Source organism: Myxococcus sp. CA023, assembly GCF_010998615.1.
Classification (GTDB): Bacteria; Myxococcota; Myxococcia; order Myxococcales; family Myxococcaceae; genus Myxococcus.
In genome coordinates, this window is sequence record NZ_JAAEAH010000009.1 from 51,330 (window position 1) to 70,844 (window position 19,515).

At 70.6% G+C, this 19,515-nt stretch carries 15 protein-coding genes; 8 read left to right on the top strand and 7 right to left on the bottom strand.

The window, feature by feature from the left end; all coding sequences use genetic code 11:
* The first annotated feature begins 22 nt into the window (after nucleotides 1-22).
* The 3 genes from fumC (at nucleotide 23) to F8M74_RS05725 (ending at nucleotide 2,704) form a co-directional block, all read left to right on the top strand.
* A complete protein-coding gene (gene fumC / locus F8M74_RS05715) occupies nucleotides 23-1,423 on the top strand; it encodes a class II fumarate hydratase (RefSeq protein ID WP_141252735.1) in 1,401 nt (466 codons plus the stop codon).
* 105 nt (nucleotides 1,424-1,528) lie between these two features.
* Nucleotides 1,529-2,140, top strand: a complete 612-nt coding sequence (gene clpP / locus F8M74_RS05720; RefSeq protein ID WP_090488476.1) for an ATP-dependent Clp endopeptidase proteolytic subunit ClpP — start codon at nucleotides 1,529-1,531, stop codon at nucleotides 2,138-2,140.
* A 144-nt stretch (nucleotides 2,141-2,284) separates the two neighbouring features.
* On the top strand, nucleotides 2,285-2,704 hold the full coding sequence (locus F8M74_RS05725) for a hypothetical protein (RefSeq protein WP_141252734.1): 420 nt from the start codon (nucleotides 2,285-2,287) through the stop codon (nucleotides 2,702-2,704).
* Nucleotides 2,705-2,767: 63 nt separating this feature from the next.
* On the opposite strand, the gene F8M74_RS05730 is transcribed toward F8M74_RS05725, so the two are convergent.
* The gene (locus F8M74_RS05730; RefSeq protein ID WP_141252733.1) at nucleotides 2,768-3,223 is read right to left on the bottom strand and encodes a DUF3293 domain-containing protein; all 456 of its coding nucleotides are present in this window, start codon (nucleotides 3,221-3,223) and stop codon (nucleotides 2,768-2,770) included.
* Between the two features lie 267 nt (nucleotides 3,224-3,490).
* Complete coding sequence (locus F8M74_RS05735; protein WP_141252732.1) at nucleotides 3,491-4,927, bottom strand: M48 family metalloprotease; 1,437 nt, start codon at nucleotides 4,925-4,927, stop codon at nucleotides 3,491-3,493.
* Nucleotides 4,928-5,074: 147 nt separating this feature from the next.
* Here F8M74_RS05735 and F8M74_RS05740 point away from each other — a divergent pair, with 147 nt between their 5' ends.
* Nucleotides 5,075-5,701: a hypothetical protein gene (locus tag F8M74_RS05740; RefSeq protein ID WP_171410212.1), complete on the top strand. Its 627-nt coding sequence runs from the start codon at nucleotides 5,075-5,077 to the stop codon at nucleotides 5,699-5,701.
* Nucleotides 5,702-5,709: 8 nt separating this feature from the next.
* Here the strand turns inward: F8M74_RS05740 and F8M74_RS05745 are convergent, their stop codons facing one another.
* Nucleotides 5,710-5,859, bottom strand: coding sequence for a nuclear transport factor 2 family protein (locus tag F8M74_RS05745; protein WP_228559466.1), 150 nt, complete (start codon nucleotides 5,857-5,859; stop codon nucleotides 5,710-5,712).
* Nucleotide 5,860: 1 nt separating this feature from the next.
* Nucleotides 5,861-8,194: an acyl-CoA dehydrogenase gene (locus F8M74_RS05750; protein WP_141252730.1), complete on the bottom strand. Its 2,334-nt coding sequence runs from the start codon at nucleotides 8,192-8,194 to the stop codon at nucleotides 5,861-5,863.
* 141 nt (nucleotides 8,195-8,335) lie between these two features.
* Between F8M74_RS05750 and F8M74_RS05755 the strand changes: the two genes are divergently transcribed.
* Nucleotides 8,336-8,509 carry a hypothetical protein gene (locus F8M74_RS05755; RefSeq protein WP_228559468.1) on the top strand — a complete coding sequence of 58 codons (174 nt, stop codon included), beginning with the start codon at nucleotides 8,336-8,338 and terminating at the stop codon, nucleotides 8,507-8,509.
* 2 nt (nucleotides 8,510-8,511) lie between these two features.
* Here the strand turns inward: F8M74_RS05755 and nth are convergent, their stop codons facing one another.
* Nucleotides 8,512-9,234, bottom strand: a complete 723-nt coding sequence (gene nth, locus F8M74_RS05760) for an endonuclease III (protein WP_141252729.1) — start codon at nucleotides 9,232-9,234, stop codon at nucleotides 8,512-8,514.
* Between the two features lie 129 nt (nucleotides 9,235-9,363).
* A complete protein-coding gene (locus tag F8M74_RS05765) occupies nucleotides 9,364-9,870 on the bottom strand; it encodes a GNAT family N-acetyltransferase (RefSeq protein WP_141252728.1) in 507 nt (168 codons plus the stop codon).
* Between the two features lie 202 nt (nucleotides 9,871-10,072).
* Here F8M74_RS05765 and F8M74_RS05770 point away from each other — a divergent pair, with 202 nt between their 5' ends.
* The 3 genes from F8M74_RS05770 to F8M74_RS05780 all read left to right on the top strand — a co-directional run bounded on the left by F8M74_RS05770 (nucleotide 10,073) and on the right by F8M74_RS05780 (nucleotide 16,973).
* Nucleotides 10,073-15,589: a hypothetical protein gene (locus F8M74_RS05770; protein WP_228559470.1), complete on the top strand. Its 5,517-nt coding sequence runs from the start codon at nucleotides 10,073-10,075 to the stop codon at nucleotides 15,587-15,589.
* Nucleotides 15,590-15,630: 41 nt separating this feature from the next.
* On the top strand, nucleotides 15,631-16,485 hold the full coding sequence (locus tag F8M74_RS05775; RefSeq protein ID WP_141252726.1) for an NlpC/P60 family protein: 855 nt from the start codon (nucleotides 15,631-15,633) through the stop codon (nucleotides 16,483-16,485).
* 68 nt (nucleotides 16,486-16,553) lie between these two features.
* Nucleotides 16,554-16,973: a hypothetical protein gene (locus F8M74_RS05780; protein ID WP_228559474.1), complete on the top strand. Its 420-nt coding sequence runs from the start codon at nucleotides 16,554-16,556 to the stop codon at nucleotides 16,971-16,973.
* A 1-nt stretch (nucleotide 16,974) separates the two neighbouring features.
* On the opposite strand, the gene F8M74_RS05785 is transcribed toward F8M74_RS05780, so the two are convergent.
* Nucleotides 16,975-19,398, bottom strand: a complete 2,424-nt coding sequence (locus F8M74_RS05785) for a protein kinase (protein ID WP_239004909.1) — start codon at nucleotides 19,396-19,398, stop codon at nucleotides 16,975-16,977.
* Nucleotides 19,399-19,515: the final 117 nt, after the last annotated feature.

Genomic DNA, 19,515 nt, shown 5'->3' on the forward strand with positions numbered 1-19,515 from the left:
TTCTTTCCGAGGAGCCCCGCGCGTGAGCACGAAGAACGTCCGTACCGAGAAAGACACTTTCGGTCCCATCGACGTCCCCGCCGACCGGCTGTGGGGCGCGCAGACGCAGCGCAGCCTCCAGAACTTCGCCATCTCCACCGAGCGCATGCCGCTGGCCCTCATCCGCGCCCTGGTGCTGGTGAAGAAGGCCGCCGCGCGGGTGAACGTGGAGAACGGCTCGCTGGCGAAGGAGAAGGGCGAGGCCATCATCCGGGCCGCGGACGAGGTGCTGGCGGGTCAGCACGACGCGGAGTTCCCCTTGAGCGTCTGGCAGACTGGCAGCGGGACGCAGACGAACATGAACACGAACGAGGTGCTCGCCAACCGCGCCTCGGAGCTGCTGGGCGGCGAGCGCGGCGAGGGCCGCAAGGTCCACCCCAACGATGACGTCAACAAGGGGCAGAGCTCCAACGACGTCTTCCCCACCGCGATGAGCGTGGCCGCCGTGGCCGCCATCACCGAGCACGTGCTGCCGGAGCTGAAGGCGCTGCGCGACGTGCTCGCGCAGAAGGCTCGCGCCTTCCATGACGTGGTGAAGGTGGGCCGCACCCACCTGCAGGACGCCACGCCCCTGACGCTGGGGCAGGAGGTCGGCGGCTTCGTGGCGCAGCTGGACCACGCGCAGGGCCACCTGGAGCGCACCCTGCCGCACCTCCTGGAGCTGGCCCTGGGCGGCACGGCGGTGGGCACCGGCCTCAACGCCCCCAAGGGCTATGCCGAGCGGGTGGCGAAGGAGCTGGCCCAGCTCACCGGCCACCCCTTCGTCACCGCGCCCAACAAGTTCGAGGCGCTGGCCGCCAACGACGCGCTGGTGCAGGCGCACGGGGCGCTGAAGGGGCTGGCGGCGGTGCTCTTCAAGGTGGCCAACGACGTGCGCTGGCTGTCCTCGGGGCCGCGCTCGGGGCTGGCGGAAATCACCATCCCGGAGAACGAGCCGGGCAGCTCCATCATGCCGGGCAAGGTGAATCCCACCCAGAGCGAGGCGCTCACCATGCTGTGCGCCCAGGTAATGGGCAACGACGTCGCCGTCACCGTGGGCGGGGCGTCCGGCAACTTCCAGCTCAACGTCTTCAAGCCCCTCATCGCCCACAACCTGCTCCAGAGCTGCCGGTTGCTGGCGGACGGCATGCGCAGCTTCCGCTTGCACTGCGCGGTGGGCATCGAGCCCAACCGGCCCCGTATCCAGGAGAACCTGGAGCGCAGCCTGATGCTCGTCACGGCGCTCAACCCCCACATCGGCTACGACAACGCGGCGAAAATCGCCAAGACGGCCCACAGGGACGGCACGACGCTCAAGGAGACGGCCGTGGCGCTGGGGCTCGTCACACCCGAGCAGTTCGACCAGTGGGTCCGCCCGGAGGACATGACGGGCCACAAGGGGTAGGCCCCCCGGGGAGCAGGGGGCCCCGGCGTCGAAGCGTGGGGCAGCGTACGCTCCGGGAAGAAGGGACGGGCGCGGCGGCGGAAGGGCGATTAGGGTAGGGGCGTCATGAACGTCCCCTTCGTCATCGAGACCACGCACCGCGGCGAGCGGGCGTACGACCTGTACAGCCGGCTCCTCAAGGACCGCATCATCATGCTGGGCACGCCTGTCAATGACGACGTGGCCAACATCATTGTTGCCCAGCTCCTCTTCCTGGAGTCGGAGGACCCGGACAAGGGCATCAACCTCTACATCAACTCGCCGGGTGGCTCCGTGACGGCGGGCCTCGCCATCTACGACACCATGCAGTACGTGAAGTGTCCGGTGTCCACCATCTGTGTGGGGCAGGCGGCCTCCATGGGCGCGCTGCTGCTGCTGGCGGGGGCGAAGGGCAAGCGCTACGCCCTGCCCAACAGCCGCATCATGATTCACCAGCCGCTGGGCGGCGCGCAGGGCCAGGCCACGGACATCGACATCCAGGCCAAGGAAATCCTCCGCCTGCGCAGCTACATCAACGGCCTCATTGTGAAGCACACGGGGCACACCATCGAGCGCATCGAGAAGGACACCGAGCGCGACTACTTCATGAGCGCCGAGGACGCGCGGCAGTACGGCCTCATCGACGAGGTGGTGGAGAAGCAGCGCGCCATCGCCCCGACGCCCGCTCCGGCGAAGTAGGGCCCTTCCCGCCCCGGACGCATGCCGGGGCGGGGTGCTCCCCGGCGGGGTGCCACACGGGCGCCGCGCCGGACGCAGGTCCAGCACTGGACGTTTCCGGCTTCCCTGCCTGCAGGTGGCACGCGGCGTGCTCACCATGGGCATATGACGCCGATCCGATTTCGCATCGTCCCCCGGTTCCTCTTGCCCGGCGCCATTCTGGCCTCCATGGCCTGCGCGACGGGGCCCACCGGCCGCCCCCCTGTCCCTCCCAGCTCGGCCGCCGTGCAGACGGAGCTGGGTGCTCGGGACGTGGTGCAGGCCGGCGAGGAATACGCCCGCAACAACTCACTGGTGCTGGCCGAGGCCGGGGAGGCGGTGGAGATCCGCCCCAACTTCTGGCGCATCCGCTTCGGCCTCGCGGACCAACCCGGCCGCATCCTGGAGGTCGAGTTCGACGAGCTGGCGCGCAGGGTCGTCAATGTCCGCGAGCTGGAAGTCATCCCGGAGAACCCGGGTGACGCCGCCCAGGGTGCCAGCGGCTCCGTGCCGGCGGCGGGGCAGCCTCGAGGCCCCATTCCCTGAGCGTGGGCGTCGCCCCGCGCCCCGGTCCTCACGGGCGGCGCGGGGGCACCCGGTCCGCGTGCTTCACGGGGCGGGGGAGCGGGCTTCCTCGCAGAACAGCAGCTCCGCCTGGCCTCCCGTGCGTCCCACGAGCACGGCGACCTGTCCGTAGGCGCGGCCGAAGCGTCCGGCCTCCTCGCGGGGAAGCCCGGGGACGAAGAGGCTCTGCTCGCACCAACTGCCGTCATCTGCCTCGCCCAGCGCGGGGGCGGCCCCCCAACCCCCGGCGACGAGCTGCGCGACCATCCGCGCCTGCGCGCGGCGGTTCTCCTCGTCGCTCCGCCACTGCGAGCCGGGATTCCACGCCGTCAGGAAGGCCCACTCGCGGTGGCCGCGCGCCGCAAGCGTTGCGTCCAGCGCCGGGTGCAAGGCGCCCGCCCGCAGGATTTGCTCGACACCACCCGTGCTGGGATGGGGCCGGATGACGTAGCGCGTCGCCGCGTAGGCCGTCGCCAACCGCTCGCGTTCGTGGAAGCTCATACCGTGCATGATGCGCCGCGTGTCTTCCGGGGAAAATCGGGTTTCGGATAATCCAATGTGAATGTTCGATTCCGTTCGACGTCAGTGCCCCCGCCTCGTTGCGGAACGGAATGAAAGGCTTCGGAGGGGAACACGTTTTGTCGTTCTGTTGCTGTCGTGTCTGCGTTGATGGGGTTCTGGGGACGGGCTGCGCGTCGGAGCGTGGCGACAGCGACATCGAATACTGAGAGACGCACCGTGCTCCGGCGCACCCTGCCGGAGCACGGCTCAGGGCGTGGACCGCACCCCGCCCGTCACTCGTTTCACCGTGCGGCCCGCGGGGAGCGTGTCCCCGGGCTGCACGCCGTTGATGATGGACAGCTCCTCCACGGGGATGGTGGACGGGTGCTGCTCGTTGAACTGCTGCAACGTCATGGGTGACGTCACCTTCGCCAGTTCAATCCGTGCGGGCTGGACGGCCAGCGCCGACGCATCCGTCAGCTCTCCGAAGCTGGAGAAGGTGGCGCGGAAGGCGTCCTCGTAGGCGGGAAGCTGCTGCGCGCCGGTGTAGCCCAGGAGCTGGAGCGTGGTGCCGCCCTGGGACACGAAGGCCGTGACGCCGGCGATGACGCCCTGCTCCGTCTGCGCCTGGAAGAACGCGGCGCCCGGCGGGAAGCCCGTGGGCGCCGCGCTCACCGGCTGGATGCCCTCCTGCGCGAGGAAGCGCCGCATCGCCTCCTGCGGGGCGATCTTGCCGGTGGGCACCAGCCCGACGATGGCGTCCTCCTGCGGGCTGACGCCCGCCACCTGCTGCGGCTGGTTCGCCGTCTTCCAGCCCTGGGGGAAGGTGAGCTGGAAGCGCAGGCCCGGGTGCATGAAGACGTTGCCCCGGAAGAAGCCCTGTCGCGGGTCGTCGCCGTAGGGCATGCCCTGGAGCATGGCGAGGTATTCCTCCCGGCCATCCTTGAGCTGGTTGAAGTCCACGTGGGCCTTCGCGGCGCGCTCCTGCGCGGTCTTCACGCGGTCGCCCGGGTCGGGGTGGGTGGACAGCCACGAGGGGAGGCTCTGTCCGCCCGCGGCCTTGCCCACGCGGTCCAGGGTGGCGAAGACGTTGGCCGCCTGGCGCACGTCGTAGCCGCCGTTCAGCATGTACTTGAAGCCCAGTTCGTCCGCCTGGCGCTCGTCGTCGCGGCCGTACTTGAGGAACAGCAACTGGAGGCCGGCGGCGGCCAGGCCCCCGAAGCGGGCCACGTCCTCGCTGAGCACGCTGCCCAGCAGCAGGCCGGCCTGGGCGAGCTGCGCCTGGGACAACTGCTCCACGGAGTGCCGTGCGGTGATGTGGGCGATTTCGTGCCCCAACACGGAGGCCAGCTCCGCCTCGGAGTTCATCGCGGTCAGCAGGCCCCGCGTCACGAACACGGGCCCTCCGGGGAGGGCGAAGGCGTTCACCACCGGGTCATCCACGGCCTGGACCGTCCAGGGCAGCTCTGGCCTTTCGGAGGCCTTCGCCATGGGCAGGCCCACCCGGGCGACGTATTCCTGGACCTTGGGTTCCTGGATGAGGCCAATGGACCCGCGCACCTCCTCCGCGCTCTGCTTGCCCAGGGCAATCTCGTCGTTCTCGGAGACGAGCGACAGCATGCGCTTGCCGGTGGCGGGGTTGCGCACGCAGGTTGTCAGCGAGAGCAGGGCCAGCAGCGGCAGCAGCCGGAGTCGTGAAGTCATGGGGCCTTCCTGGTAGTGGTGGATGCGCAAATAGGTCAGCGGCGGCGCGGCGACCACGGTGGGGGTGGGCAGGTCGTCACTGCTGGACAGTCGGGCGCGCGCACCGGGCCCGCTTCCGTTAGCTTCTCTTCGCGAGGAGGCGCTCGAATGGATTCGGATTCGCTCGAAGCACGGATGGCGCGGCTGGAGCGCAGTTGCCGGCGGTGGCAGGGACTGACGTTCACCGCGCTCGCGTTGGCGGGACTGGGGCTGGGCGCGGCGGCGCTCCGGGGCGAGGACCTGTCCTCCGGCACGCTGGTGGCCTCCCGGCTGGTGCTCACGGACGCGCGCGGACAGACGCGGGCCACGCTGGATACCGATGACCAGGGCAACGCGGGCCTGGTGCTGCGCGACGGCGAGGGCCGGCCCCGGGCGCTCCTGGGCGTGGGCGAGGACGGCTCGCCCCGGCTGCGCTTCTCCACCGCCGAGGGCCAGTCCCTGGCGGAGCTGATGGTGTACTCCGACGAGGCGCCGCGCCTGACGCTGTCCACGCCCGGCGGCGGGGAGTTGTTCGCGGTGGGCCTTCAGGTGGATGGCTCGTCGCGGCTGGAGCTGTCGGACGCGGACGGACGGCCCCGGGCCATCCTGGGTGCGGACGAGCATGGCTCGCCCGGTCTGGTGCTGAGGGACCGCAAGGGGCTGCCTCGCGTGGCGCTCCGGGTGTCGCCGTCGGATGCCGCCAGCCTGGTGGTGGAAGGCCAGGACGGCGCGGTGTTCCGCGCGCCCGGCGGCTGAGCCGAGGGCTACAGCGTGGGCGGCACCACCTTGCCGTCGCGCAGCCGGAACAGGGAGTGCCCTTGCCGCAAGAGGGGCTGGGGGGCCGGTGTGGTGGCCTTCCAGTGCGCGAGCACCAGGTCTCCGTCCGCCACCAGGTGGCGGATGTCGAACTTCACCTCATGGCGACAGGTGACCCAATCCAATGGGCGCGGCGAGGCAGGTGTCCGGTACTCCAAACGCGTTCACCAGCGCCACCGCGTCCGGGCGGAGCTCGGCGCACAGCCGCGTCACCTCCTTGCGGATGGCCTTCACCTTGGCGCCCTCCAGCCACCCGTGCTCCTGGAACCAGCCGTTGGCGGACTCCAGGCAGGACAGGCCGTAGAGGTCGCACAGGCGTCCCAGCACCGTCTTCAAACCGGGGTCCTTCACGTCCGCCACGCCCTTGAGGAACTGCTCCAGCACCAGCCGCTCCACGTGGGCGTGCGCCAGCTCCAGCAGGTGGACCTGGACCTGGTTGAAGGCCTCGAAGGCCTCCACGCCCGCGCTCAGCCGCTTGCGGATGCGCTTGGACACGGTGGCCAGCAGCTCCTCCTCGCGGAAGCGCAGTGCGCGCAGGTGGTAGTCGTTGTCACGCAGGTGGTCGCTGTCGGTGCGCCGCGCGGCGAAGGGGTTGCGGTCCACCACGGCGGTGGCCCGGTCCGCCAGCAGCTTCAGCACGGCGAAGACGCGGTCGTCCTCGAAGCGCTGCCGGTAGCCGGTGAGCAGGCCCTTGGCGACCAGTTGCATCAGCACCGTGTTGTCGCCCTCGAAGGTGGTGAACACGTCCGTGTCCGCCTTGAGCGCCGCCAGCCGGTTGGCTTCGAGGTAGCCCTGGCCGCCGCACGCCTCGCGCGCCTCCTGGAGGACGGCGGTGGTGTGCCATGTGCTGTAGGCCTTGAGGCCGGCCGCCAGCGACTCCACCTCGCGCGCGTCCTCCTCGGTGCGCTTCACGTAGCGCTCGACGAGGTATTCCAGCGCGAAGTCCATGGCGTACGTCTTGGCCAGGGGCTGGAGCAGGCGCCGCTGGTGGGCCTGGTGGTCCAGCAGGCGGAACTCCTTGTCGCCCGCGGGGCCGAACTGGCGCCGCAGGTCGCCGTAGCGCACGGCGATGGTGAGCCCGCTCTTGGCCGCGCTCAGCGCCGCGGCGGCTACGCTCACCCGGCCCGCCACCAGCGTGCCCAGCATGGTGAAGAAGCGCTTGGAGTCGCCGGTGATGGCGCTGGTGTATTCGCCCTGCGCGTTCACCTGTCCGAAGCGGTCCAGCAGGTTCTCCCGTGGGACGCGGACGTGCTCGAACGAGATGCGACCGTTGTCCACGCCGTTGAGGCCCATCTTCTCACCGCAGTCCTCGATGCGAATCCCGGGCAGCACCTTCCCGGCCGGGTCGCGCAGTGGCACCAGCAGCGCGTGGACGCCCAGCGCCCGGCCGCCGACCTCGAGTTGCGCGAACACGGTGGCGATGCGCCCGTGCCGCGCGGCGTTGCCAATCCACTCCTTGCGCGCCGTCTCCGTCGGCGTGTGCACCACGAACTCGCCGGCCTCCGCGTCGTAGCGGGCCACCGTCTCCACGTCCCGGACGTTGGAGCCGTGGCCCAGCTCGCTCATGGCGAAGCAGCCGGGCAGCTCCAGCGAGGCCACCTGGGGCAGGTACTTCCGGTGGTGCTTCTCGGTGCCGAGGAAGAGGATGCTGGCGCCGAAGAGGCCGAAGTGGACGCCGGCCTTGATGACGAGGCTCAGGTCGAAATAGGCCAGCGTCTCGAAGGCGGTCACGAAGGCGCCCAGGTCCGCGCTCGTCTCATTGCCCGCGGGGAAGGCGATGCGCCCCAGTCCCTGGTCGGCCATGGCCTTGAGCCAGGCGAGCACCTGGTCCCGGTACTTCGCCGTGTCGCGCGTGTCCGTGTAGCGGTAGGCCGGGTCCGCCAGCCACTGGCGCACCTGGGCGCGCGTCTCCGGATAGGTCCGGTCCAGCACGGCACGCAGCGCCTCCGGGTCGAAGGACGTGGGCGTGCCCTGTTCGGCGCGGCTGGGGGAAGCGGCGGGGACGAGCGAGCGGACGGCCTCGCTGCCGGAGACGCCCAGGGACGCCTCCAGCTGCGCCAGCGCGCGCGTCAGCTCCGGCATGGGCGCGGGAAGGCCCTCGTCGCCGTTGCCCACCTGGGCGAGCCGCGCGCCCAGCTCGGCGAGGTTGTTGTGTTCGCTGTGGGACAGGCGCTCCGCGGTGCGGCGGATGTGCTCGCGCACCTGGGCCAGCTCACCGGGGCTGGGCGGCACCAGCGGGTCCAGCCAGCGCGCCAGCACCGTGTTGGCGCGCAGGTCCAGCCAGGGCTGCGCGCGGGCGGCGGAGCCCATGGCGCGAATCTCCTCCGGCGTGAGCTCCCCGTCCGTCCAGGCCACGTACAGCATGGGCACGAGCGGAGCGAGTCGAGGCAGGGACAGCAACTCGTGGGCTGTCGGTCGGGTGTCATCCACCATGGCTGGCGCTCCTGGAGGCTTGAGGACGGGCGCAGTGTGGCCAGCATGCCGTCGCGCGGCAATGGGAAGCATGCGTCGGGCCCGAGGCAGGCGAGCAGGCGCGGCATTCCAAGCGGAGGGAGGCATCCCCAGCTTGCCCGTATGGATGAAGTGCAGGAGCTGGAGGCGCTGGTTCCCAAGCCCGAGGCGCTGGGCTTCTCAGGCGGCGTGGAGCGTGCGCGACATGAGATGCACGGGCCCTTCACGGTGCCGCCGGGGCCGGAGGCCTTCTCCTTCGCGCCGTACCAGTCCACGGGGGTGGGGCAGGACCGGTAGCGTCAGCGCGCGTCCCTCACGCCGACCTGCCGGCAGAAACTCAGCACCGGGCACGTGGAGCACTTCGGCCGCGTGCCCGTGCAGACGTGCTTGCCGAAGGGCACCAGCAACCGGTTGAGCTCCACCCACCAGGCGCGCGGGAGCACGGCCTCCAGCGCCTCCATGGTGGCCTCCGGCGTGCGCGCCTGCACATAGCCCCAGCGGTTCGTCACCCGATGGACGTGGATGTCCACGCTGATGGCTTCGTGTCCGCAGGCGATACCCAGCGCCAGGTGCGCGCATTTGGGGCCCACGCCCTTGAAGGACTGGAGCACCTGGGCGTCACACGGCAGCGCGCCTCCGAATTCATCCCGCGTCCGCGTGGCGATGGCGTGAAGCTGCCAGGCCTTCGCTTCATGGAAGGTGACGGGCTGGATGAGGGCGTCGATGTCTTCCGGCGACATGCGCGCCAGGGCCTCCGGCGTGGAGGCGCGCTGGAGCAGGGCGAGCGAGACAGGCAGACTCACCTCGTCGCGTGTGCGGATGGAGAGGATGCAGGCGGCGAGCTGCTCGAAGAGCGTGTCATGTCCTCGGGCCGCGAGCGCGAACATCGCCGCGTCCGCGAAGTGGCGCACCGCCTCTCGGATGCGGCCGAGCACCTCGTCGATGTCGAAGGGCTTCTTGTCCGGCTGGGGAGGTGGTTCCACGACGCGGCCGGGCTTCGTGGGCGCCCGCCGGCTAGGCATGGCGCGTTCCTTCCGCGGGATGGATGCTCGTCATGTGCTGCCTCCCGTCCCAAACCTGGGAACGCGGGCGCGACGAGGCCCTGGGCCGTACGAAGGGTCGCTGACAGAGCGAGGGGTCGTCCGTCTTCGTCAGTCGAGCGGCTTTGACAAATCCCGGGCGTACCAGTGATCGCAGCCGAAGTGGCCCGTGCTGCCCATGGGCGCGCACAGCGGCTCGAAGCCCATGCGGCGGTAGAGCTTCTGGGCCTGCTGCATTCCCGCCAGCGTCTCCAGGTAGCAGCGCTGGAAGCCCGCTTCACGCGCGAACTCCAGGCAGCGTCGGAGCAGGCGCTCGCCCTGGCCGAGGCCTCGGGCTTCGGGGAGGAAGTACATCTTCCGCAGCTCGCAGACGCCCGCATCTCCTCCTTCAAGTGGGGCGATTCCACCGCCGCCGATGACTCGCCCCGCCCGCTCCACGACGAAGTAGGCGTGCCGGGGCCGGGCGTAGGCGGCGCTCATCGCTGACACCTCGGGGTCGTGGATGGCGAAGCCAGGGCCGTCCGCGCCGAACTCCGGCATCACCGTTCGGATGATGCCGGCCACCGCAGCGTCATCCCTCGATTCGATGCGTCGCAGCGTCAGCGCTTCCTTGCTCATGAGCGCAACGTTTCACAGCCGGGGCCGAGGTGCCAGCGGCGGAAAGGGGGGCGCCCGCTGCGTTGACGCTCACGCACGGGTTGTGCAACCGGATGCACAGGTGTCACGGGTGTGATGCAGCGTGTACGCGTTCCCCTTCGTCAGGGGGTGTCTGTACGCGACGGCCTCTTGAATGGCATGTTCGTTGTATCGAGGGGGATGCATGTATTGCGCTGACTGCCGTGAAGAGCGGCGTGGCAAGGACTCGTGGTGTGCGCTGTGTGGCGCTCGGATGACGGGGCGCTCGCGTGAGGTCATTGAAGCAGAGCTCACGCACGTTCAATTCCTCCTCGATGAGCTGACGCGGTGGGAGTCGTCCGAGGTTCCTCCCAACGTCCGGCGCTTCATCTCGGAGCGGTATGAGCGGCAGGCACGCATCCTCCTCGCGGTCTTGACGGAGCTGCCTCCAGCGGGCTCAGCGGAGGCGGCCACCGTCGTGGCTCCGGCGCATGCGGATGCCGCGACGTCCGTTCCCGCCGTGTTGATGCAGGAGCCTCCCGCGTCGCAGGAGGCGGCTTCGGTACAACCGGAGGTCGAGGTGACTCCGGCCGTGGAGGCCCCGGGAACCACCGAGGAGCCGCGCCGGGCCGAGGCGTCCGCTTCGTCGGAGCCGGAGGACGTCGCGGCGCCGTCGCACCCGTCCGCGCCGGAGGCCGATGCCGGAGTGGACGCGGCGCCCGAGGCTGTGCAGTCGGATGAGCCGCTCCCCGAGGCCCCACCTGTCTGGATGCCGCTGCCCGCGAATCCGGCGGAGCCCTACGCGGAGCCGCCGCCGGCGCGAAGCCTCACCGCGCGCCTCGTCGAGGAGACCTCCACCTGGAACCGCGTGTGGAGGCCATTCCTCTACGAAAGCCTCATGTGGTTCGTCGGGGCCTTCCTCATCCTCTCCAGTGCCCTCTACCTCGTGTTCGAGAGTTGGGTGGGGATGTCGTCCGGCTTCCGCTCGCTCACGGTGTTCGGGCTGACGGCGGGTTGCTCCGCGGGCTTCACCGGTTGGGGCGCGTACCTCGCCAGGCGCGAGGCGTTACGCAAGCCCGGGTACATCCTGGGGCTCATCGGTACAGCCGTGGCTCCGCTCGCTGGTATCGCACTGGGGCCCATGGGCTTGGGGGATGTCTTCCAGTTGGGTGGCGTCGGCACCGTGTGGCTCATTCCCGCGCTGCTGGCATGGGCGGCCGTGGCGGCCTTCCTGGCTCGCAAGCCGCTGGAGGCCTTCGATTCCACCTCCCGTCCCTTCATCCAACTGGCGCTCGTGGCCAGTACCTTGATGATGGGGTTGGCGCCGCTCGCCGCGGGGCAGGGCGGCCTGGCGCTGTGGCTCAACGTCCTGCCGTGCGCGCTCTTCTTCCTCTTGTCCTCGCGTCCGCCACCAGCGCCGCGTGAGGGCACCGCGCTCGCTTTCGTCCTCGCCGCGCCGCTGTACCTGCTGCTGCTCTATTTCACGCGCCTGCACGTCGCGCTGGCAGGCGCGGACGTGGCGATCTCCGTTGGCACCTATGCCCCGTTCGGCGCCTTTCTCCTGGCCACCGCGTTACGCTTCCGCACCCTGGATGCCGAGCGGGGCGCGGATTCGCTGTCCATTGGCGCGGTGTCACTCCAGGCCACCTGCCTCATCGCCGCGGCACTGGCTCCGGCGCCGGCGCTCTTCGTCACGGCGGCGGTCATCTCGTGGACGTTGTTGTCGCTGTCGCGCGGCGGCGTCGCCCGCATCCGGTGGGTCTACGCGGCCTATGCGAGCACGTACTTCGCCTATGCCTCCTTCTCCCAGCTCATCCCCGGGCCGGTGCGGCGCATCATCAATGCGGTGAAGGCCTGGTTCGGTTACGTCACCGAGCCGCTGCCCCTTCAGTTCGGAGCGCTGTCCGCGTTGCCCTTCATCTTCGCTGGCGCGTTGTTCGCCGTCTCGCGGCTGTGGCGAGGCCAGCGTACGGGCAATGCACGGGACCTCGCGCTGGCGGAGGTGCTGTTGCGCGCCACCGCGGTGGCGAGCCCGCTCTTCGTCTTCTTTGGCCTGTCGGGACCCGACGCTCGGCCCTCCTTCTGGAGCGCGCTGGCGCTGGCGGTGCTGTGTCTCGTTCTGGGCCTGCTGGTGGAGCGCTTCTTCCTGACGGTGGTGGGGGCGGGGCTGTCGCTGTTCCTTCCCTTCCAGGCCTACGCCGTCTTGGGGGCGTCCGGCGGCGCGGTCGCGTCGGGGGCGCTGGCCCTCGTGCTCGCCGCGGTGAGCATGGTGTGCACCGCGCGCACGCGCGGGTTGCTGGGCGCCGTCGTGGGCGTGGCGGCCACTGCGGGGTTCCTCATGGGCCTGATTGCCGGTGACGGCTTCACGGCCGTGACGGGCATGGCCCTGTGTGGCGCCGCCGCGGTGCTTGTCGCCTGGGTGCTCCAGCGTGCCTCCCTCATGGCGCTGGCGTCCGTGCTGGCGGCGGCCGCGCTTCCGCGCCTGGTGGGACAGCTTTCGTCCACGGCGGTGGCGCCCACGCTCGCGGTGGTGGCACTCGGGCTCTCGTTGCTGGGGATGCGGGGTGGGCTGACGCGGTGGTTGGGCCTGCCGGGCGTCTTCTACGCGCTGCTCGCGATTCCCTGGGGCGTGCTGGCCCAGGCGCCGGGGCTGGCCGGCGTCATCCTGATGTCCGCGGGCGCGGTGGCCGTGGCGTCGCGGACCTTCCCGGTGGTGCGTCCCCTCGCCGTGCTCATGTCAGCCCTGGCGCTGGTGCACGACATCCCGGGTCTCTATTCGCCATGGGGTGGATGGATGTCGCCGGGCCTGTCCGTGGCGCTGTTCTGCTGCTGGGCCCTGGGGGCTTCCGTCGCCGCGGCGCGGTGGGGCCGAGGCATCAGCGCGACGGTCGCCGGGCTCATCGCGCTCGTCTTCCCGCTGACGGCCCTGCTGGGCGCGCGTTCGTCGGAGCAGGCGCCCCTTTTGCTGGGGGCAGCGCTCGCGGCGCTGCTCACCGCGCGCGTACTGCCTGCGGGGCTGAGTGTCGCCGTGGCCGCGCTCTATGCGCTCACCGCGACGTTCAGTTTCGGCGCCGTGCCGTTGTTGTGCCTCGCCGGGGTGTTGAGTCTCCTGGCCGTGCTGGAGGAGGTCCCCGCGGTCTTTCGCGTGGGGGCGGGCGGTCACCGCTTCGCCCTGGCGGCGACGTTGTCCGCCGCCGTGGTGCTGGGCGTCGCGGTGGTGAAGTGGGACGACGCGGGGCTGCCGTTGCTGCTCGTGGGTACCTGCGTGCTGCCCCTGCTCTGGACGCGCGCCAATCGTCAGCCGTTCTTCGCGTCGCTCGCTGTCCCGTATGCCTTCGTGGGCATCGTGGTGGTGGGGGGGGAGCTGCCCTCGTGGGTTCAGGCGCTTCCACTGCTGAGCCTGGCGCTGGTGCGTGCCGTGGCGCACGTCCCCGCCGCGGCATCGCTGCTGCTGCGATCGCGTGAGGAGGCCCCTCGCCAGGCGCTGTCATCGTGGATGCAGGGATGGCTCGCCGTGGTGGCCCTGCCCGTGCTCCTCGTCGCGCTCAGGCCGTACCATGTCCCCACGTCGCTCTATGTGCTGTCGGCGTCCCTGGCGCTGATGCCCGGGCCGCGTCCCTTCTTGCGCGTGTGCGGCTCCGCGCTGGTCCTCCTCTTCTTCCCGGCGGCCCGTCCCATCGTCATCGGCCTGCTGCTCGCGCTGGCCATCGCGGAGAGTCATGGGCCCGCTCGCGTGTGGGCGTTCTTCCGGAGCGCGCCGGACACGGCACTGCGGCCCGGCGCCGTCGTCACGGCGCTCATCCTCGCGGCGTTGCCCGCCCTCGACTCGCCCACGCCGTCTCATCTCGCCACGCTGGCGGGGGTGCTGGCGCTGGCCGCGTTCCTGCTGTCTCAGCGGTGGCTGCTGGCTCCCGCCATCTGGGCGTTGGCGTTGGCGCCCATGGGCGCGGTCAGTGTGAACGCGCTGCTCGAGCGAGGGCTCGACGCGGGCCTGTCCGTCATCGCCGTGGCGCTGGGCGCGGCCGTTGCGTCCGCCGTGCTCCAGTCCGGAGGCATCCAGCGCGCGCTCACCCAGGCCTTCGCGAAGGTGCTGCCGCCGCTGGAGGACACCTGGAGCGAGCCGCTGTGGGTGGGCAGCGCCGGTGCGTTGGGCGTGCTGCTGCTGGAGCGCCTGCTCCTATCGGGCCCTGGCTCGCTGCCCCTGCCGGTGGCGGTGGGCGCCGCGGTGACGGCGTGTGTGTTGATGGTGGCGAAGGAGCGATGGATGGCCAACGTGGCCACCGCGTTGCTGGGGGCCGTGCTCGTCGCCGCCGTGGACCCGCTGTGGGTGCCCGCTGTCGTCAGTGGAACAGGGCTGGCGCTGTGCCTCATCGGGTCGCTCGTGGACGCTCGCGGTGTGCGCGTGGGCGCCTCGCTGCACCATGGCGGCTGGGTGCTGGCGCTGCTGTCGCTCGCGGGCTTGCGCGAACTGGAGCACGTGGGCACTCCGCTGACGTTCCTGTTCGGCGTGGGCGCGGCGTGGGCCGTGGTGTGGCGGCGTCGCGAGCGTGAGGTGGTGGGGTGGCTGGCCTCGCTCGCCGCCGTGCACGGATGGCTGCTGTACCTGGGCGCGGTGTACTCCAGTGGCCGGGGCGCGGCGTTCATCCTTCCGTACCTCGGAGCGGCCAGCGCGTTGTTGGCGGCCCTCTCGCTCTTCGTGGCCGGCAAGTCGCGGCGCCGGAGCGTGGGGCACGGCTTCGCCGGGGTGGCGCTCTTCGAGGTGATGGCGGGGCTGTCGCTCGTGGACACGTCGCTGGGCGCGCTCCGCGAGGGCCTGGTGGCGAGCGTGGCGCTGGGCGTGCTGCTCTTCGCCCTGGTTCGCCGCGCGGCCACGGAGAAGGAAGAGGCGTCCGCCTACATGGCGCAGGTGGTGCTCGCGCTGGGCTATCTCTCCATCCGCATGCTGGGAATGGGGGCGCACCCGGGCCCCGGCGACAGCCTGGCGGCCCTGGTGGGCGGCGCGCTGTTCACCGGCCTCTACTTCTTCGTGCAGCGCGAGGGTTCCTCCCTGGCGTGTTTCCGACGGCCCGCCTTGTTGGGCGCATACCTTTTCCCACTGGCGGGACTGTTCTCCGCTCCATGGAGCGAGCCCCTTCATGTCGCGGCGTTGATGGTGGGGTATGCCGCTCACTTCGCCGCGCTGGCCACGCACCCGCGACACCGGGGCCTGGCGTCGCTGACGTCGGTGGTGGCGTTCAACGCGGCGCTGCTGCTGGTGTGGCAGGGGACGGGCGCGGGAGAGGCGCAGTTCTATGTCATCCCCGCGGGGCTCTCTCTGCTCGCGTTGCTGCGCGTGTTCCGCGAGGCCATCGAGGCGGAGACCTATGCCCGGTTGCGTGCGCTGGCCGTCACCGCCATCTACGTGGCGGGTGCCTGGAAGCCGCTCATGTTCAATGATGGCGGTTCGATGCTCCTGTGCGTCACGCTCTGTGTGGTGGGCGTGGCGTGTGGCATCGCGCTGCGCATCCGCTCCTACGTGTATCTGGGCACGGCGTTCCTGGTGACGTGCATCGCCGCCAACCTGGTGCGCTTCGGCATGCGGGACCACCGGATTGCCGCGGCCTCACTGTTCGTCCTGGGACTGATGGTCATTGGTTCAATGGTGATGCTCAGTGCACATCGCGCGGCGCTGCTTCAGAGGTATGCACGGGTGCGAGCCATGCTCGCGACCTGGGAGGGCTGATACCGGGAGTTCTTGGCGGACGGCCTGGGAGGTGGTCTTGAATGCGGCCCCTCATGTCGCTCCGCCTTCCACTCCTTGCCGTCTTCCCCCTCAGCGTGCTCGTGGGGTGTGCCACCGTGAAGCCGCGCCCTGCGGAGCCCGTCGCCATGACGGAGGCGGTGACAGTGGCCGCGCCAGGAGGCCTCGCGGCGCCGGTGCCGGTGCCAGTCACGGCGGTGGAGTTGGGGACCGCCGAAGTGGCGCCCACGGTGGGGGCGACGCAGTGGGTGAGCGCGGGCGTGCTGGAGGCCACGCTGCGGGCGGCCGAGCAGGCGACGGGGCCCGCCAGCACCACCGGCCGGTTCTGGGACGTGGTGCTCGCGCCCACGCAGATGTCGCGCTCCATCGTCCAGCGCTCCCTCCAACTCGTGGGCATGCGCAGCTTGCGCCGAGTCAGCCGCGGCGTCCCGGATGACTGCTCCGGCTTCGTGCGCCTGGCGTACCGCTCCGCCGGCATCGACCTGGTGGCGCACGGCTTCCGCGCGGGAGAGAACGCCGTCTCCGCCATCTTCCGCCGCGCGGTGGACGTCGGCTCCGTCCACCATCAGTCGCCGCGTCCCGGAGACCTCGTCTTCTTTCGTGAGACGTATGACCGCAACCGCGATGGCCGCCGCAACGACGGCATGACACACATTGGCGTGGTGGAGGCCGTGGATGCCCATGGCACCGTCACCTTCATCCACCGGGGCGGCAAGGGCGTCGCGCGAGGCCGGCTGAACCTGTCCTTCCCGTCGAGGCACCAGCTGGAGCAGGGCGGGCCTGTGGTCAATGACTACATCCGTCCCGCCGCGAAGGGCTCGCGGGCCTATCTCGCCGGTGAGCTGTTCGCGGCCTTCGCGTCGCCTGAAGGGCTGTAACTTTCCAGTGCTTAACCCATACCCTGCGTGGCTTTGAAGATGTTCCGCGCTGATGCGTCATGGGTGGCATGCGACTCGCCCTTGTCATTGGCTGTCTGATGCTCGCTTCGGGTTGTGTCCTGCACACCCGCTCACCTCATCCGCATCCACCGCCTCCTCCGCCTCCTCCGCACCGTCCGGTGGCGATGACGTACAGGGAAGCGGTGGACCTGGGTTTCAACCAATGCCGCTCGCGTGGCTATGAGTGCCGCCTGAAGGACGCGGACCGCAAGGGGCGGGACGTGTGGCGGGTGAAGTTCCATGCCTCCACGCGGCATGCGAGGGGCCACCTGCACCTGGACTTCGATGCGTACTCGCGCAGCCTCCTGCGGGTGGACGACAAGGTGAAGGCCCGCCGACATGACTGGGACGACGACGACGATGACGACGATGACCGGCGCGGGCGCGGGCGCGGCAAGAAGAAGGGGCACGCACGGCGGGATGACTGAGTCAGTCGCTCTTCTGCTTGAGTGACTTGATGGCGATCGCCGCTGCTTCGTGGCCGCAGTCCTTGCTGCCCAGGAGGCCCTTCGCCTTGGGGAGCGAGGTGACGCGCTCCAGCGAGGGGATGGCATCCGCGTCACCCAGGCCCGCGAGACGGTTGGCGGCCTGGGTGCGGATGTCGCAGTCCGGGGAGTTCAGCGCCTCGCTATAGGCGCGAACCAGGTTCACTCCGTCCGCGGCCTTCGCGAACTCCAGGTAGCGCAGCGCGCCCCACTGGCGCAGGGAGTACGCCTCCTCGGCCAGGTCCTCGTAGTGGGAGCGCAAGCGGTCCTTCGGAAGCCGGGTCAGGGCATTCCCCAGGACGGAGAGCGGCTCCTTGCCGTAGTCCTCCGCCAGCCCGTCGAGGATGAGCGGCTCCACGTCCTCGAGCTCCTCCTCCTTCAGCTGGCTGAGCGCGGTCCGTTCGCTGATGTGGTGCCCCTTGGCATGGTGCGCCGCCACGCGTGCGCGCTTCAGCGAGGGCAGTTCCTTCTCCTCGTCGGTGGCGGCGTCCATCAGCGCCAGGGCTTCGTTCAGCTTCCCATCCTCCAGCAGCGCGAAGGCCCGGGTACCGGCGTCGTTGCGCTGGCTCAGCCACGCGGCGCCAGCGCCCAGGAGCACCACCGCGCCGGTGACCAGCGCCGCCTCGCGCCGCCGCTGACGCAGCAGCTCCCCCAGGCCGGTGGGCAGCTTCACGGCCTGAAGCTTCGCCAGCAGGGGCGCGAGCGCGTTGCCCCGGCTGCCTTGCGAGGCGAAGCGGTCTCCAAAGGGCGGGCCCTCCGCGGCACGCTGGCAGCGATAGAGCTGGAGTTGCTCGTCGCGGCCGGGGAGGGTGATGGCGCCGCAGGGCTCGGCGGTGACCTCCGCGCGGTTGCGCGCCAGGTTCACCGCTTCGGTGAAGGTGACCTCACCCGCGCTGGCGACATGCTCCACGGCCTCGATGACCTCCATGGGCTCGCCCAGCACGGAGTCCGGCGTGGCGAGCACCTCGCCCGCGTGCAGGCAGACGCGCACGTTGAGGCGGTCCACTTCCGGCACCGTCTGGTTGTGGCGCCACAGCCGGTCCTGCATGGCCATGCCGCACAGCACGCCCGCGGTGGGGGAGCGGAACACCACCAGCAACGCGTCCCCGCGCTTCTGGACCAGCCGCCCGTCGTGCTCCTTCACCAGGGGCATCAGCAGCTTGTCGTGCGTCTCCAGCATCCGCGCGTTCTCTTCGTGCGTCTGCCGGCTGGTGCGTTCGGTGAAGCCCTGGATGTCAGTGAGCATCACCGTGAGGTTCTGCGGCTTCACCACCGACGCGTTGCCGCCCGTCACCGCGGCCACGCCGCCGGAGGACTTCAGTCCGAAGGACGCCGTCCCCGTGCGCGGGGAGGCCGCCGGCAGGGCGCCCGAGGCCGAGCCGCCGCTGGAGGCCACGCCGAACGCGGCGGTACCACTGCTCGCCTGCGGCGCCGGAGCGACTCCCGCGAAGGCCGCCGTGCCCGTGGGCCCCGAGCTGCTCCCCATGGCACTTCCGGTGCCGAACACCGACGTGCCCGAGGAGGGCGTGGCGCCACTTCCCGGCTGCGGGACGTAGGCGGGGGTGCCCAGGCCGGGCGTGAAGGCGGAGAGTGCGGAGTGCGCCGCGGCCAGCGCGTCGGCCAGTTCGTGCGCGCTCTGGGGACGCTTGCTCGCGTCCTTCTCCAGCAGGCGCATCACCAGCGACAGCAGGCCCACATATCGCGACAGCGCGGGAGCCGCGCGGTCCAGCGGCAGCGGCGCGGCGGAGGCGTGCTGCGACAGGAAGTTGCGCGGCAGGGGCCCGTCGAAGGGGAGCCGCCCGGACAGCACGCGGTAGGTCAGCACGCCGAACGAGTACAGGTCGCTGCGCGTGTCCACCTTCGCGCCCACGGCCTGCTCCGGCGACAGGTACTCCGGCGTGCCCAGCACCACGCCAATCTGGCTGACGCTGCTGGCGGCGTCTGGCTCCACCAACCGGGCGATGCCGAAATCCAGGAGCCGGGCCTGCTCGCCCCGGGCGCTCTTGGAGATGAAGACGTTCTCCGGTTTCAGGTCGCGGTGGATGATGCCCTTGTCGTGGATGGCGGCCAGGCCCTCCGCCAACTGCTGGAGCAGGGGCAGCGCGCGGCCCGGGGGCATGGGGCCCGGCGTGAGCACGTCGTACAGGCTCTCACCTTCGACGAACTCCATGACCAGGCAGGCGTGGTCGCCGGATTCGCCGAAGTCGACGATGCGCACCACGGCCGGATGCTCCACGGCGGAGAGGAGGCGCGCCTCGCGCTTGAAGCGCTCCGCCATGCCGGCCTGGGCGTGGAGGTCATGGTGCAGGACCTTGATGGCCACCTTGCGGCCCAGGGAGACCTGTTCGCCAAGGTAAACCTCACCCATTCCGCCCGAGCCCAGCGGACGGAGAACCCGGAAGCGACCGTCGAGGACAAGGGAGTCAGGGGCCAGCACGCGGGGCGCATCTTGTCCGACTTCGGCCCAGCGCGCAGCCCGTTCCTT

Excerpts from the sequence above, each read along its gene's own strand:
- clpP (WP_090488476.1), top strand. The coding sequence starts at position 1,529 with ATGAACGTCCCCTTCGTCATCGAGACCACGCACCGCGGCGAGCGGGCG.
- F8M74_RS05725 (WP_141252734.1), top strand. The coding sequence starts at position 2,285 with ATGACGCCGATCCGATTTCGCATCGTCCCCCGGTTCCTCTTGCCCGGC.
- F8M74_RS05730 (WP_141252733.1), bottom strand. The coding sequence starts at position 3,223 with ATGAGCTTCCACGAACGCGAGCGGTTGGCGACGGCCTACGCGGCGACG.
- F8M74_RS05735 (WP_141252732.1), bottom strand. The coding sequence starts at position 4,927 with ATGACTTCACGACTCCGGCTGCTGCCGCTGCTGGCCCTGCTCTCGCTG.
- F8M74_RS05740 (WP_171410212.1), top strand. The coding sequence starts at position 5,075 with ATGGATTCGGATTCGCTCGAAGCACGGATGGCGCGGCTGGAGCGCAGT.
- F8M74_RS05750 (WP_141252730.1), bottom strand. The coding sequence starts at position 8,194 with ATGGTGGATGACACCCGACCGACAGCCCACGAGTTGCTGTCCCTGCCT.
- F8M74_RS05755 (WP_228559468.1), top strand. The coding sequence starts at position 8,336 with ATGGATGAAGTGCAGGAGCTGGAGGCGCTGGTTCCCAAGCCCGAGGCG.
- nth (WP_141252729.1), bottom strand. The coding sequence starts at position 9,234 with ATGCCTAGCCGGCGGGCGCCCACGAAGCCCGGCCGCGTCGTGGAACCA.
- F8M74_RS05765 (WP_141252728.1), bottom strand. The coding sequence starts at position 9,870 with ATGAGCAAGGAAGCGCTGACGCTGCGACGCATCGAATCGAGGGATGAC.
- F8M74_RS05770 (WP_228559470.1), top strand. The coding sequence starts at position 10,073 with ATGTATTGCGCTGACTGCCGTGAAGAGCGGCGTGGCAAGGACTCGTGG.
- F8M74_RS05775 (WP_141252726.1), top strand. The coding sequence starts at position 15,631 with ATGCGGCCCCTCATGTCGCTCCGCCTTCCACTCCTTGCCGTCTTCCCC.
- F8M74_RS05780 (WP_228559474.1), top strand. The coding sequence starts at position 16,554 with ATGCGACTCGCCCTTGTCATTGGCTGTCTGATGCTCGCTTCGGGTTGT.
- F8M74_RS05785 (WP_239004909.1), bottom strand. The coding sequence starts at position 19,398 with ATGGGTGAGGTTTACCTTGGCGAACAGGTCTCCCTGGGCCGCAAGGTG.